Genomic DNA, 14,503 nt, shown 5'->3' with positions numbered 1-14,503 from the left:
CGGCGATGGAGGCTGCGAAGCGCGGCTTGTCGATGTAGTCGGCCGACACGGTCATGAAATCCGTTGCCGGATTTCCCGGCAGCGACGCTGGCCACTGGACCTCTCCGACTTTCCGCGCTGTGTCGGGTGGGATCGAGACGGCGATCGCGGCGTAGGATGTCTCCGCAGCGCGTTCACCGCTGAACATCTCGCCGGGATCGGTGGTCGAGCGCTCGCGATTGGTGACGGCGTAAATCGGAACGAGCGAGGTTCCGGCAATTCCGGCGGTTGAAATGAGGACGCCTTGCGCGGGACGTCCGGCGCAGGCTGCGAGCATGAACGCCAGAGCGACGAGAACAAGCACCGTGAGATTGCGCGTCACAATCAATTCCTGAACAGGGCCACTGCTACTTCATGCCATTTTCGCGGCTTTGCTCCGCTCCAGGGCGCCTTCCGCTTGCTCGATCTGGGCCTTGAGCAATCCCTTCTCGATACGGTAATGCGGCGCTCCCGCCTTGATCAGGTCGCCTTCTTTGAACAGCAGCTCGTCCAGAAAACCGGTGATCCGCGCGCGAATTTCAACCCGACTGATCGCCTCGACCCGGCCAACGAAGTCAGTCCTGCGAGCGATCAGCTTATGTGCCGCTCTGACGACGCCGACCGGAACGGCGGTCGGCTGCTGTTGCAGGGCAGCGGTCGAATCAGCGAGAGCAAGGCATAGGAAAGCAGCGAAAAGCGTGCGTCGCATTTGGGCTCCGGTGTCACACTTAGCAACTGGGCGGTTTCCATCCGGTCCGTCGCTGTCACGACAGCCGGATTCCGACAGCTTCAGAACTTTTGGCAAAAGGATCGCGCAATCTTTGACAAATCTGCTGCCCATTTGATGATTCCACTGCAATCATCAAATGAGCGCGATGAAGAGGTGCGCCTTCAGACAGATGATTAGCAGGACCGGGTTGGAGATGCCGAATTTGCGCATCAGACCGGCCTCGCGTCGCCCTTGACCTGGGTGCGATGCATGATCCGCCGGCTATTTGGGTCAAAGGCGTCGCGCCGGTGCAAGACCGGAAGTGAGCGGCGCGCGCTCAAAGTGACGCGTGGACCCAAAGCCGACATCAAGCGGATGCGAATTCTTGTACCTATGGCAAGGCTCGGGGATTGCCACGGTCGAAGATTAGCGACTATGAATTGCGCCGGTTCGTGTTCGTCGCGATTGCAGCAGCAGCGGTGCGATTTTCGACGCCAAGCTTGGCGTAGATTTGTTCGAGATGTTTATCCACCGTTCTGGGGCTTAAGCCCAGGATCTGGGCGATGTCGCGGTTGGTCTTTCCCTTGCTCAACCAAGACAACACCTCGCCCTCGCGTGTCGTCAACCCGAGTTCACTGGAAAATTCCGCGGGCATGTCAGCACTCGTGTCTTTTGCCAGGCGCAGCAGAAATTCATTCGGCCCGAGTTTTCCCATGTATTGCAGCCGAAGCTGCTCATTCTCGGGGAAGGATAAGGCCTGGGTTTTTGCTTTGGCCTTGCCCTTCTGCGCCTGCTCAAGCCATTGCATCATGGGTTCGGGCAGCACGAATTCGTCGCCTGTCCCGGAAGCGAGACTTTCCGACAATAACCTCTGGGCTTGCGGTGTCGCCCAGACCAACTTGCCCTGCTTGCTGATAGCGAGCAAAAACCGGCCAGACACATCGAGCGCCGCCCGCGCGCTCTGGGTCAGCCGCGCATTGGCCAGATGGACACGAATCCGCGCCAGCATTTCCTCAATGGCGATCGGCTTGGTGACATAATCGACGCCCCCGGCTTCTAGTCCGCTTACGATGTGCTCGGTCTCGGCCAGACCGGTCATGAAGATCACCGGCACATTGCTCAGGCCTGTTTCACGCTTGAGACGACGGCAAGTCTCAAAGCCATCCATGCCGGGCATAACTGCGTCGAGCAGAATGATATCGGGCGTGATCTGGTCGACGATTCGCATGGCGGCCGTGCCGTCAAGGGCAACCATCACGGTCATGCCGACGTTGTCGAGTGCATCGGTGAGCAGGCGCAACGTTTCAGGCGAGTCATCGACGACGAGGGCCACATCGCGCTTTTTTGATTCAGTGATCATGGCTGTGCAGCGTCTTCAGGGTTGCCATATACTGATCAAGATCGAAGCAGTCGATCAGGGAGCGCATTTGCGAGACAAAGGCGGTGTGTTCGGGAAAATCGGCACCGATTTCATCTAGTTTGACCTGGATCGCTCGAATGTAACCCAGCTTCCCGAGACCGATGAGTTCCTCGATGTGTTCCGTGGACGGTCGAGGGCCGCTGCCTGGATGCCAGCGCGGGGGTACAACCTGCTCGTTGGAGTGTTGCCATTCGATCTTGAGAAGCTGGCGGATCAGTTCCAATAGCCTCGGAATATCGATCGGCTTCATTAGATAACCATCGTGAAAGGGCTGCGCCAACGGCGCACCATGTGCTTCCAAGGCGCTTGCCGAAACCATCAGGATACGGGCCTGATGATGCCCACTTGAACGCAGCGTCTCGGCTACGGTCCAGCCGTCCATGCCCGCCATCGAAATATCCAGCAAGAAAAGGTCGGGCCGGCAATGCTGCGCAAGCGCGAGGCAACCGGGGCCGTCGGGCGCGCTCAGAATGATGAATCCCAATGGCGCCAAAACTTCGCGCAAGAGGTCGCGCTGAACGGGATCGTCGTCGGTGATCAGGATCGTCCTGCGTGGGCCATGATAACCCAGGATCGGTGCTTTGACAGGCGCTACGCGCGTCGGCTTTGTCACTTCCGACAGCAAGATTTTCAGCCGAAACGTGCTACCGATGCCGACAGTGCTGGAAACCTGGATGTCACCGCCCATCACGCCCGCGAGCAACCGGCTGATGGTCAGGCCGAGGCCGGTACCGGTTCGCGGCTGCGCGACGCCGATTGCGCCGCGTTCGAATGGCGCAAAGATCCGCTCAAGGTCGGATGTTTGAATGCCAGGGCCGGTATCGGTCACTTCAAACTCTGCGACCGGACTGCGGTAGTGCACCACGAAGTTCACCCTGCCGGCTTGCGTGAACTTGATCGCGTTCGACAGCAGGTTGATCAAGACCTGGCGCAGCCGCTTCTCGTCGGCATAGACGACGACCGGCAGCACCGCTGGCCGTTTGAAGATGAAATCGATGCCCTTGGCGGCGGCCTGCAGGCGGAACATGCCGACGAGCTGATCGAGAAATTCGCTCAGCCGAACTTCGTCCCGCGACAGATAGAGCCGGCCAGCCTCGATCTTGGAAATATCGAGAATGCCGTCAATCAGGCCTGACAGGTGATCGGCGCTGCGGCGAATCACGCGCACCTGGTCGCTCGGCTTGGCCTGCAGGCTCGAATCCTGCTCAAGCAATTGCGCGTAGCCGCTGATTGCGTTCAGCGGCGAACGCAATTCATGACTCAAGCCCACCACATAACGGCTTTTTGCGAGATTGGCAGACTCCGCGACCTCCTTGGCGCGCTGCAATTCGGCGTCGGTGCGCTTGTGCGCGTCGATTTCCTGAATCAGGAGTGCGGTTTGCCGCCGGGTTTCCGCTTCCGCTGCGCGCCGGCTCTGCTGCGCCAGCACAAACAGCCATGCAACGACGCCGATGATGATCGTCAGTGCAAAGAAGACCTTCCAAAGCACGTCGGAGAGCAAAAGGTGGTCGACATTGGTGGTAGCCGATGTCTGAAGATAGATCAGGCCAAGCGTGAGGCCGACCAATCCCGCCGAGACCGCAAAGACTCCGAGATAATGCCCGACCTGTGAATTGATATGAGCGTAAATCGGCTGCGGCAGCAGTTTGCCGAGACTTTCGGCGACTTGCGCCTGGATGCGGGCGTGCGGTTTGCAGAGGTCGTGACAGCGCGCATCAAGCGAACAACATAGCGAGCAGATCGGCCCGGCATAGGCAGGGCAGGCGGCCATGTCTTCCGGTTCGAAAGTGTGCTCGCAGATGCAGCACCGGATCGCCTCGATATTCTGCCAGCTCCGCTTCGGTTTGCGTGCAATGTAGTATTTTCCCCCCGTCGCAAAAGCTATCAGCGGCGCGGCAACGAAGGCCACGGCCAGGGCGACGAACGGCGCCAACGCTTTGGCCGTTGGTCCGAACAGGCCATAGAAGGCGCTGATCGAAACGATTGTGGCGATGGACATCGCACCGACGCCGACTGGATTGATGTCGTAGAGATGGGCGCGTTTGAACTCCATGTGCTGGGGGCGCAGCCCGAACGGCTTGTTGACGACGAGATCGGAGACGAGCGCGCCGACCCAGGCGATGGCGACATTCGAGTAAAGCGCAAGCGTCTGTTCCAGCGCCTTGTAGACGCCGATTTCCATCAGCAGGAGCGCGACCAATACGTTGAAAACCAGCCAGACGACGCGGCCGGGATGGCTATGGGTCAATCGGGAGAAGAAATTCGACCACGCGATCGAACCGGCATAAGCGTTGGTCACGTTGATCTTGACCTGGGAGATGATCACGAAAGCGCCGGTGAGGGCCAACGCAAGATCAGGCTCGGATAGCACGTAACCGAACGCCTGAAGATACATATGCGCGGGCTCGGCCGCGTGCTCATAGTTAACGCCGTGGTTGAGAGCGAAGAAGGCAAGGAACGATCCCGCCAGCAGTTTCAACGCGCCAAGAATGATCCAGCCGGGACCGGCGCTGAGCAGCGCGATCCACCAGGATTTCTTCGAAGTGCGGCGGTCACGTGGAAGAAAGCGCAGGAAGTCGACCTGCTCGCCAATCTGCGCCACCAGCGAGAAGACGACCGAGGCTGCAGTACCGAACAGCAACAGATCGAGCTGACCGGACGGGTTACCGTGTTCGCCCACAAACTTGGTCCACTCTGTAAAGGAATGCGGATTGGCGTAGGCGATCGCTGCAAAGGGGATGACGTGCAGAATGATCCAAAGCGGCTGAGTCCAGAGTTGAAAGCGGCTGATCAGCGTGATGCCGTAGGTCACCAGCGGGATGATGACGATGGCGCTGATGAGGTATCCGATGGGCCGCGGAATTCCGAAGCACATCTCCAATGCACTGGCGAGGATAACGGCCTCGATTGCAAAGAAGATGAAGGTGAAGGATGCATAGATCAGCGAGGTGACTGTCGACCCGATGTACCCGAAGCCGGCGCCGCGCGTTAAGAGGTCAATGTCGACGCCGCATTTCGCGGCGTGGTAGGCGATCGGAAGGCCGCAGCAGAAAATAATGACGCTGACGACCATAATGGCGGCGGCGGCGTTGGTCACGCCGTAGTTGAGCGTAATGGTTCCCCCGATCGCTTCCAAGGCGAGGAAAGAAATGGCGCCAAGCGCGGTGTTGGCAACGCGCGCCGCAGACCAACGCCGGGCGCTCTTGGCGGTGAAGCGGAGCGCGTAATCCTCCAGCGTCTGGTTCGCAACCCATTGATTATATTGGCGCCTGACGCGATCAATCCCCTGCCGCCCTGCCACTCTGCACTCCCGATCTGTAGCCGGTTCGTTGCAACTCCGATGCCAAAATCTACGTCGTTGTTTTGCGGTGCAATATACGCAATCTTGCGTATCTGTGCGCTGCACAATCCGGGCAATCCTTTCGTGACAACAACCGTCCTCGAACACGAATGGGGTGCTCATGTCAGACGAAATCAAGCGGGGCCTGAAGTCGCCACTACGGCGCAAACTGCTAGCGGGAATTGCTGCAATTCCCGCTATGTCGCTGCTTCCGCGGCCGACTCTGGCCGATGTTCCCGCAACCTCCGCGGTAAATACCACGGGGCTCGCGGTCACCGATAATGAAGTGACGGTGGGAATTCTTCACTCCGTGACCGGCACGATGGCGATTTCGGAAACCGGTTCGGTGGAAGCCGAAAAGCTTGCAATCGAACAGATCAATGCTGCCGGCGGCGTGCTCGGCCGCAAGATCAAGTTCATTCAGGAAGACGGTGCCAGCGACTGGCCTACCTTCGCAGAGAAAGCAAAGAAGCTCTTGGTCAACGACAAATGCGCCGCCGTCATGGGGTGCTGGACCTCGGCTTCGCGCAAGGCGGTGCTGCCGGTATTCGAGCAATATAACGGCATGCTCTATTATCCGACCTTCTACGAAGGTCTCGAGCAGTCCAAGAACGTCATCTACACCGGTCAGGAAGCGACCCAACAGATCATCGCCGGTCTCGACTGGGTCAACAAGACCAAAGGCGCCAAGACGTTCTATCTGCTCGGGTCCGACTACATCTGGCCGCGTACCTCCAACAAGATCGCCCGCAAGCATATCGAGGGGCATCTGAAGGAATCCAAGGTGGTCGGCGAGGAGTACTTCCCGCTCGGCTCGACCCAGTTCAACTCGGTCATCAACAAGATCAAGTTGACCAAGCCCGACGTGATCTACGCCATTATCGTCGGCGGATCGAACGTCGCGTTCTACAAGCAATTGAAAGCCGCAGGCATCGACCTGTCGAAGCAGACGCTTCTGACAATTTCGGTGACCGAGGACGAGATCGACGGCATCGGCGGTGAAAACATTGCGGGCGCCTATGCCTGCATGAAGTACTTCCAGTCGCTCGACAATACGAACAACAAGACCTTCGTGCCGGCGTTCAAGAAGATGTGGGGCGAAAAGACCGTGATCGGCGACGTGACCCAGGCCGCTTACCTCGGCCCATGGCTGTGGAAGGCGACGGTGGAAAAGGCCGGAAGCTTCGACATCGACAAGGTCGCGGCGGCCTCCCCAGGCGTGGAGTTCAAGGGGGCGCCGGAAGGATATGTCCGCATCCATGAAAACCATCACCTTTGGTCGAAGACACGCGTCGGCCGGGCCAAGGTCGATGGCCAATATGAGCTGATCTACGAGACCGCCGATCTCGTCGAACCCGATCCGTTCCCCAAAGGATATCAGTGAGGGCCGCGCGCCTGACCGCCGCACCTTCTCAACCAAGATTTCTCGCGTCGCGACCTCACGCGACGCGAGCCTTCCCGACGACGGAGAGCGGTTCGATGTTCGGCGATTACTCGATTGGCGATCTCGGCGCCATTCTCGCGATGCAAGGTTTTGCGGGGCTGATCCTGTTTTCAGTCTATGTGCTGATGGCGTTGGGGCTCGCCATCATCTTCGGGCAGATGGGCGTCATCAACATGGCGCACGGCGAGTTCATGATTTTGGGGGCTTACGTCACCTGGATGACCGCAAGTTTCGTTGAAGCCTATCTGCCAAGCCTATTTGGCGGATATTTCTTCATCGCCATGATATTGGCGTTCATGGCGTCCGGCTCACTCGGAATGCTGGTCGAATGGGCGCTGATACGTCACCTCTACAAACGTCCACTCGATACGCTACTCGCGACCTGGGGCCTCAGTCTCATCCTGCAACAGGCCTATCGATCGATCTTCGGCGCACGCGAGGTGGGTGTCGAGCTGCCGCAATGGATGCTGGGCTCCAAGCAAATCACCGATTCGATCGAAGTGCCGATCAACGGCATCTTCGTCATGTGTCTGACCGTACTGATCACCTGCGCGGTCGCTTACGTCATGTTCAAGTCGCGCTGGGGCAGGCAAGTGCGCGCCGTGGTGCAGAACCGCGTGATGGCGGGTGCCGTCGGCATCAACACCGAGAAGGTCGACCGCTACACTTTCGGTCTTGGTTGCGGCATTGCTGGAATAGCGGGCAGCGCCTTCACCATGATCGGCTCCACCGGGCCCACGGCCGGTCAGCTCTACATCGTCGATACCTTCCTGGTCGTCGTGTTCGGCGGCGCCGCCAGTTTGCCGGGAACCATTGCATCCGCCTTCACAATTTCACAGGCACAGTCGACCATGGAGTTCTTCATGTCGGGGTCGATGGCTAAGGTTCTGACGCTACTTGGCATCGTCGCCATCCTGATGATGCGGCCGCAGGGTCTCTTCGCCCTCAAAGTCCGGAAATAAGAACAAGAAAGCACGGCTATGATCATCAACTCGCGCTTCTTCAATCGATCAGAACTCATCGGCTTCGTGACGCTCGCGATCCTGCTTTTCCTCATTCTACCGCTGTCGCTGGATGTGTTTCGGCTCAACCTGGTCGCCAAATATCTGACTTACGCGTTCGTCGCGATCGGACTGGTGCTCTGTTGGGGCTATGGCGGCATTTTGAGTCTGGGACAGGGCGTGTTCTTCGGCCTCGGCGGTTATTGCATGGCGATGTATCTCAAGCTCGAGGCATCGAGTGTCGAGAACACCAAGATCCAGTCGACCCCGGGTATTCCCGATTTCATGGACTGGAACCAGCTCACCCAGCTGCCGTTCTTCTGGAAGCCGTTCCATAGCTTTCCGCTCACGCTGCTTGCAATCCTTTTGGTGCCGACGTTTTTCTCCTTCATCATCGGCGCGGCCATGTTCAAGCGCCGGGTCGGTGGCGTGTATTTCGCAATCATCACCCAGGCGATTGCGGCCATTCTGACCATCCTGATCGTCGGTCAGCAGGGATATACCGGCGGCATCAACGGCATCACGGACCTGCGCACACTGCACGCTTGGGATATCCGCACCGACCACGCCAAGTTCATCCTGTATCTTGTCGAGGTCGTGCTTCTGTTTGCCTGCATTATCGCCGCACAGTTTGTTCGCCTGACCAAGCTTGGCCGCATTCTAGTGGCGATGCGCGAACAGGAAGACCGCGTCCGCTTCTCCGGCTATAGCGTCGCCAACTTCAAGATATTTGCCTTCTGCGCAGCCGCGGTATTCGCCGCGATCGGCGGCGCGCTGTTTACGCTCGAGGTCGGTTTCATGTCGCCCTCCTTTGTCGGAATCGTGCCTTCCATCGAAATGGTGATCTACACGGCGGTCGGCGGGCGCATGTCGATCTTCGGCGCGGTGTATGGCTCGCTTGTTGTGAACTTCGCCAAGACGGCGCTCTCTGAATCCTTCCCTCAGCTCTGGTTATTCGGCCTCGGCGCATTGTTCATTGCCGTCGTGCTGGCCTTCCCGAACGGCCTTTCCGGTATTTGGCAGGACTACGTTCAACCCCGCATTGATCACCTGCTTGCTGCGCGGGTGAAGAAGCCGGGCGCAGGCTGGAGCGACAATTCCCTCGCCGACGGCGCGCCGGCGGAGTGAGGAGATCATCATGCGCATAGGTCACCAGCCCAAGGAGTTCCTGCTTGCGGTCGAAGCACTTACCGTCTCTTTCGATGGCTTCAAGGCCGTCAACAATTTGTCCTTCTATGTCGAGGAGAACGAGATCAGGGTCATCATCGGCCCCAACGGCGCCGGCAAGACCACGGTGCTCGATCTGATCTGCGGAAAGACCAAGGCTACGTCGGGCTCGATCCAGTTCCGCGGCAGAGAGCTGACGAAGCTGAAGGAAAACCAGATCGTGAAGACGGGCGTGGGGCGCAAGTTCCAGACGCCGTCAGTGTTCGAGGATCTCACGGTGTTCGAAAACCTGGAGATTTCTTATCCGCGGGGCCGCACGGTGTTCGGTTCGCTCACCTTCCAGCGCGACGCGGCGGTTCGCGAACGGGTCGAGGAAGTCGCCGAGATGATCTTCCTGAAGGATCGGCTCGATACTTACGCCGACCAGCTCAGCCACGGCCAGAAGCAATGGCTCGAAATCGGCATGTTGCTGATCCAGGACCCGGATCTCCTGATGCTCGACGAACCGGTCGCCGGCATGAGCGTCAGCGAGCGCGCCAAGACGGCCGAACTTCTCAATCGCATCATCAAGGACCGCTCGGTGCTGGTGATCGAGCACGACATGAAATTCGTCGAGGATATCGCGCACAGGGTCACGGTTCTGCACCAGGGTCAGATTTTGTCGGAAGGCTCGATGGAACACGTCAAGAAAGACCCGAGGGTCATCGAAGTCTATCTCGGGCACTAGGATGCAAGGAACATTTTAATGCTGGCTATTTCGAACCTTCACGTCGCCTACGGCCAGAGCGAAGTGCTGCATGGCCTGAACGTGTCCGTCGCGCCCAACGAAATCGTGGCGATCATGGGCCGCAATGGCATGGGCAAGACGACTCTTATGAAGTCGCTGATGGGCATCCTGCCGGCCGAAAGCGGTTCGGTGACGATGGACGGTAACGAACTCAGCAATCTTCCCAGCTACGAGCGCGTCGCAAAGGGCCTCGCCTATGTGCCGCAAGGCCGGATGATCTTCTCCACCATGACGGTGAAGGAAAACATCGAAACCGGCCTTATCGTATCGGGCGAGTCAGAAGTGCCGGGCAGCATCTATGAATTGTTCCCGGTGCTTCTGGAAATGAAGAACCGCCGCGGCGGCAATCTCTCCGGCGGTCAGCAGCAGCAGCTCGCGATTGCGCGTGCGCTCGCCACCAAGCCGAAAGTATTGCTGCTGGACGAACCGACCGAAGGCATCCAGCCCTCGATCATCAAGGACATGGCGCGCACGCTCAAACGCATTCGCGACGAGCGCGGCCTGTCGATCGTGGTGTCCGAGCAGGTGCTGAGTTTCGCGCTCGACATCGCCGACCGCGTGCTCGTCATCGAGAATGGCGAGATCGTGCGCGACGATTCCCGCGACGGCATCGATGCCGCGCAGATCTCCAAATATCTATCCGTCTGAATCCTAACTATGGCTTGTAAACAGGGGAGCTTTAGATGCCAGAGACACTGATTAAGGTCGATCTTTCCAAGTCAGCTTACGAAAACGACAAGATCCACAATCGCTGGCACCCCGATATCCCGATCGTGGCCTGGGTCAATCCCGGCGACGATTTCATCATCGAGACCTACGACTGGACCGGCGGTTTCATCAAGAACAACAATTCGGCGGACGACGTGCGCGATATCGACCTGTCGATCGTGCATTTCCTCTCCGGTCCGATCGGCGTCAAGGGCGCAGAGCCCGGTGACTTGCTGGTCGTCGATCTGCTCGACGTGGGACCGCTGAAAGAGAGCCTCTGGGGCTTCAACGGCTTCTTCTCCAAGAAGAACGGCGGCGGCTTTCTCACCGATCATTTCCCTCTGGCACAGAAGTCGATCTGGGACATCAATGGTCTTTACACCTCGTCGCGCCACGTTCCTGGCGTGAGTTTCGCGGGCCTTATCCATCCCGGCCTGATCGGCTGTCTGCCCGATCCGAAGCTCCTGGCGAAATGGAACGAGCGCGAGACCGCGCTGATCGCTACCAATCCGACGCGGGTGCCGGGCCTCGCAAATCCACCCTTCGCCGCGACCGCTCACGGCGGCCGCGCGAAAGGCGACGTCAAGGCTAAGATCGGCGCCGAAGGTGCGCGTACGGTGCCGCCGCGCGAGCATGGCGGCAATTGCGACATCAAGGACTTGTCGCGCGGCTCGAGGGTCTACTTCCCGGTCTATGTTCCGGGTGGCGGGCTCTCGATGGGTGACCTACATTTCAGCCAGGGCGATGGTGAGATCACCTTCTGCGGCGCGATCGAGATGGCCGGCTGGCTGCATCTGAAGGTTGATCTCATCAAGGACGGCGTCGCCAAATACGGCATCAAGAATCCGGTGTTCAAGCCGTCGCCGATCACCCCAAATTATAAGGACTATTTGATCTTCGAGGGCATTTCGGTCGATGAACAAGGCAAGCAGCATTACCTCGACGTGCACATTGCCTATCGGCAGGCCTGCCTGAACGCGATCGAATACCTGAAAAAATTCGGCTATTCCGGCGCACAAGCCTATTCGATCCTGGGGACGGCACCTTGCCAGGGCCATATCTCCGGTGTGGTCGACGTTCCGAATGCCTGCGCCACGCTGTGGTTGCCCACCGAAATTTTCGACTTCGACATCATGCCGTCGTCAGTCGGTCCAATCAAACACATCAAGGGCGACATCCAGATGCCGCTGTCGCCGGACAAGTAGGTCCTCCCCACGCGATGGGATGTGGGTCGGCTTTCAGGTTCGCCGCCCCGCATCCGCAGTCGTCGCTACTTTGATCCTCAACGCGCAAGGAAATGAAATGCCGGTCTACGACTATCTCTGCAACGATTGCGGCCCGTTCACCGACATGCGGCCGATGGCGGAATGCGACGCGCCGCAGAGTTGCCCGAAATGCGCGAGCCCATCGCCCCGCGCCATGCTGACGGCGCCGAACTTCTTCTGCATGCCCTCGGACAGGCGCAAGGCCTATGCCACCAACGAGCGCAACGCCAACGCCCCCAAAACACTCGGTGAATTCAAGGCCTCGCATGCACCTGGTTGCGGCTGCTGTTCGGGTAAGCCTTCTCGCACAGTGAAGGAAACCAGGAGTGGTGCGAAAAGTTTTCCGACCGCTCGTCCGTGGATGATCAGCCATTGAGTGAATTCTGGAACTTGCGGACTCGCGCGGTCGGGAGTGTCCTTACGCGAAATCACGTATTGCAAGCCAAGAGGATCCCGCTGAGTCTGCCGTAGATCGCGCGCACGCGCCCTGCGAACGGTTTGCGGGCCTCGCCTCACAATGTCAACCGAACTGCGAAAGACAGCTCGACGGCCTCTTCTTGGAAGAAAGCTCGCCTTTGGTGCCGCTGCTTTCGCCTCGGCGATAAGCTTGGCAATTAGCCTTGCCGATTCGATCGGGGCCTACATTGAAGTCGCGGTCGGCAGCGCGCTCGGAGGAATGGGCCGATATTGGTGTTCAGGAATCGTGGCGCGCCTGATGGGCGAGACGTTTCCCTGGGGAACCCTGATCATCAATATCCTCGGATCGCTAGTTATCGGCCTCTTTGGTACCCTCACGGGTCCGGATGGGCGCATGTTCGTCGGTACGACGGCTCGCCAATTCGTAATGATCGGAATTTGTGGCGGATACACCACATTTTCTTCGTTCAGCCTTCAGACGCTAAGCCTAATGAACGATGGCGAGTGGTTAAGAGCCGGTGCGAATATCGGACTGTCGGTTGTCCTGTGCCTCTTTGCGGTTTGGGCAGGACATATCATTGCCCTATCACTGGCTCGTGCATTTTAGGTCCCGGATCGGAAAGCCGGGCGCCCTCTCTCGATGCTGGTCGACGCCATCGATCACGTTGGGGGACCGGGACTTGGCGGTCCCGGCACAGTGTCTCAGTCGCTTGCTCGCGCTGTTCGGCTCGATCCACACCGAGCCAATGAGGCTGCGCAACTCGAGGTCACCAGCGTTGTCGCACGCAGCGCGCTTGCAACGAACACCGCCTTGGCGATGCAACCGCAAGCATGCGTGCAACTCGAGCGATCGCGGTGTGTGACGCCCTTAGCGATGTCGGCAACGGCCCAAATCCGCCAGCTGCGTTCCTCCGATGGTGTGTATTTTACAAAACCCGGTGCGCGCAAGCTCGCTCACTACGTCGAACGGGAAATCACACGGCTTTTAGCCGCGCGCACCGCACCGGTTCCACTGCCTACCGAGCCGCCAACGCCCGACGCCAATGCGGTCCCAGGCCAGCCTGTGCCCCGGCCAATGGCAGGACCGATCGTGCCGCTAGTCGACTCTTCCGTCGGTACCGATCAACTACTCGGCGGCCCGGGATCGCCGCCAGCCGCGGTCGACACGCTCGCCGCCAGAACGCTGGTCAAGGGCGAAGCCTTGACACCGCCTGCCGGCCGTGCGGACGATTTTGCCTCGCCTCGCCGGGAGGCCGAACGCGAACAGGCCACGGGGTACGAATCCTGCATCGGTATCGCCCGAGGGCTCACGCAATGCCAGCGCCCTGGCGATGGCGCCGGCGGGATCGCTAAAGCCGAAAAAGCATCGCCGCTAGAGACAGGATGGCTTGAGGGTCCGCCTTCCCTTGCCGCGGCAACGCGTGGCGGCAAAAGACGCGCGTACCCTGCGGACGTCTGTTCCGTCGGGCGCAGAGGCCGATTGTCTCGGTTCCCCACTGCCAGTTATGGCCGATTGTGCTGCCGGCTAATTTCAGGCCAAAGAACGAAACAAGCGACAATCGCCGATTGATAGGGCCTCAAACCCGCTACCAGAATCGCCTGTGAGTTTGACGCATGACGACGTGGCCCCCCACATCATTATTCAATCGTCGCGCCTACGGCTCGGAGAATTTGAGACCCATCCCGCAAAAAGAGTTTTGCAATGGAGAAGGTTCATGAGGCGCCGGGAATTCGTAGCGCTGGTTGGCGCCGTGGCCGCGTGGCCACTACTACACGCGCGAGGCGGGCGCGCTCGCGTCGTACTTCGGTCGGAGCTCGTTGTTCGAGGACGACCGCCATTCAGTCCGATCGAGGCAGACGCCTGAATTCCATTGCCTTTGGCGGCGCGGTTAGGCTTCCGCATATTTCACGCGCGCCAGATCACGGCTTGCTCATGGCGCGCTATTAAAAGGCGGAGTTTTTCGAAACTGACTCGGATATGGGCAGCGAAGGCATCGACAGCTGGCGTGTGTGGCGCCTCCGCGCGCCTGAAAAGCCCGAGCGCGCGCTTGGGATGTGGAACCTCGACCGGGAGCGCGGTGATCGTCTTTTCGTTGCGAAAGGCGAAGATCGCGCTGTGCGGAAGGATGGTCAGCGCATCCGTGTGTTTCATGTAGTTGATGGCGCTGAGCAATGATCCTCCCGAATAGCGGCTTTTGATCTCGGTTACGCCGAGCGAGATCATGAG

12 protein-coding genes and 2 pseudogenes are annotated in these 14,503 nt (G+C 59.1%); 9 read left to right on the top strand and 5 right to left on the bottom strand.

Going from position 1 to position 14,503, the window contains the following annotated elements:
• From VNX23_RS24800 to VNX23_RS24785, 4 genes and pseudogenes are all read right to left on the bottom strand, one after another.
• A pseudogene (locus tag VNX23_RS24800) lies at positions 1–361 on the bottom strand (hypothetical protein); the annotation flags it as partial.
• A gap of 30 nt (positions 362–391) precedes the next feature.
• Positions 392–859 carry a hypothetical protein gene (locus tag VNX23_RS24795; RefSeq protein WP_325634205.1) on the bottom strand — a complete coding sequence of 156 codons (468 nt, stop codon included), beginning with the start codon at positions 857–859 and terminating at the stop codon, positions 392–394.
• 301 nt (positions 860–1,160) lie between these two features.
• Positions 1,161–2,087, bottom strand: coding sequence for a response regulator (locus VNX23_RS24790; protein ID WP_325634204.1), 927 nt, complete (start codon positions 2,085–2,087; stop codon positions 1,161–1,163).
• Positions 2,077–5,448, bottom strand: a complete 3,372-nt coding sequence (locus VNX23_RS24785; RefSeq protein ID WP_325634203.1) for an ATP-binding protein — start codon at positions 5,446–5,448, stop codon at positions 2,077–2,079. Before VNX23_RS24785 ends, VNX23_RS24790 begins: the two co-directional genes overlap by 11 nt.
• 160 nt (positions 5,449–5,608) lie before the next feature.
• On the opposite strand from VNX23_RS24785, the gene urtA reads away from it, so the two are divergent.
• The 9 genes and pseudogenes from urtA to VNX23_RS24740 all read left to right on the top strand — a co-directional run.
• A complete protein-coding gene (gene urtA, locus VNX23_RS24780) occupies positions 5,609–6,871 on the top strand; it encodes an urea ABC transporter substrate-binding protein (RefSeq protein WP_325634202.1) in 1,263 nt (420 codons plus the stop codon).
• Positions 6,872–6,966: 95 nt separating this feature from the next.
• Positions 6,967–7,893, top strand: a complete 927-nt coding sequence (gene urtB, locus VNX23_RS24775; protein ID WP_325634201.1) for an urea ABC transporter permease subunit UrtB — start codon at positions 6,967–6,969, stop codon at positions 7,891–7,893.
• Between the two features lie 18 nt (positions 7,894–7,911).
• A complete protein-coding gene (urtC, locus tag VNX23_RS24770) occupies positions 7,912–9,060 on the top strand; it encodes an urea ABC transporter permease subunit UrtC (RefSeq protein WP_325634200.1) in 1,149 nt (382 codons plus the stop codon).
• A gap of 10 nt (positions 9,061–9,070) precedes the next feature.
• On the top strand, positions 9,071–9,826 hold the full coding sequence (gene urtD, locus VNX23_RS24765) for an urea ABC transporter ATP-binding protein UrtD (protein WP_325634199.1): 756 nt from the start codon (positions 9,071–9,073) through the stop codon (positions 9,824–9,826).
• Positions 9,827–9,844: 18 nt separating this feature from the next.
• Positions 9,845–10,534 (top strand): urea ABC transporter ATP-binding subunit UrtE, encoded by a 690-nt coding sequence (gene urtE, locus VNX23_RS24760; protein ID WP_325634198.1) that lies wholly within the window; start codon positions 9,845–9,847, stop codon positions 10,532–10,534.
• Positions 10,535–10,569: 35 nt separating this feature from the next.
• A complete protein-coding gene (fmdA, locus tag VNX23_RS24755) occupies positions 10,570–11,799 on the top strand; it encodes a formamidase (RefSeq protein WP_325634197.1) in 1,230 nt (409 codons plus the stop codon).
• Positions 11,800–11,896: 97 nt separating this feature from the next.
• On the top strand, positions 11,897–12,235 hold the full coding sequence (locus tag VNX23_RS24750; protein WP_325634196.1) for a zinc ribbon domain-containing protein: 339 nt from the start codon (positions 11,897–11,899) through the stop codon (positions 12,233–12,235).
• A 141-nt stretch (positions 12,236–12,376) separates the two neighbouring features.
• Entirely contained in the window at positions 12,377–12,883 is a 507-nt protein-coding gene (crcB, locus tag VNX23_RS24745) for a fluoride efflux transporter CrcB (RefSeq protein ID WP_325634195.1), read from the top strand.
• 282 nt (positions 12,884–13,165) lie between these two features.
• Positions 13,166–13,546, top strand: a pseudogene (locus VNX23_RS24740) (DUF459 domain-containing protein); the annotation flags it as partial.
• Between the two features lie 636 nt (positions 13,547–14,182).
• On the opposite strand, the gene VNX23_RS24735 reads toward VNX23_RS24740, so the two are convergent.
• A partial coding sequence (locus tag VNX23_RS24735; protein ID WP_325634194.1) for a LysR substrate-binding domain-containing protein occupies positions 14,183–14,503 on the bottom strand: 321 nt, incomplete at its 5' end.

The sequence above is a fragment of the Bradyrhizobium sp. genome (assembly GCF_035570375.1).
Classification (GTDB): domain Bacteria; phylum Pseudomonadota; class Alphaproteobacteria; order Rhizobiales; family Xanthobacteraceae; genus Bradyrhizobium.
Note: the sequence above shows the minus strand (reverse complement) of the source record. Positions and strands in the feature narration are given on the sequence as shown.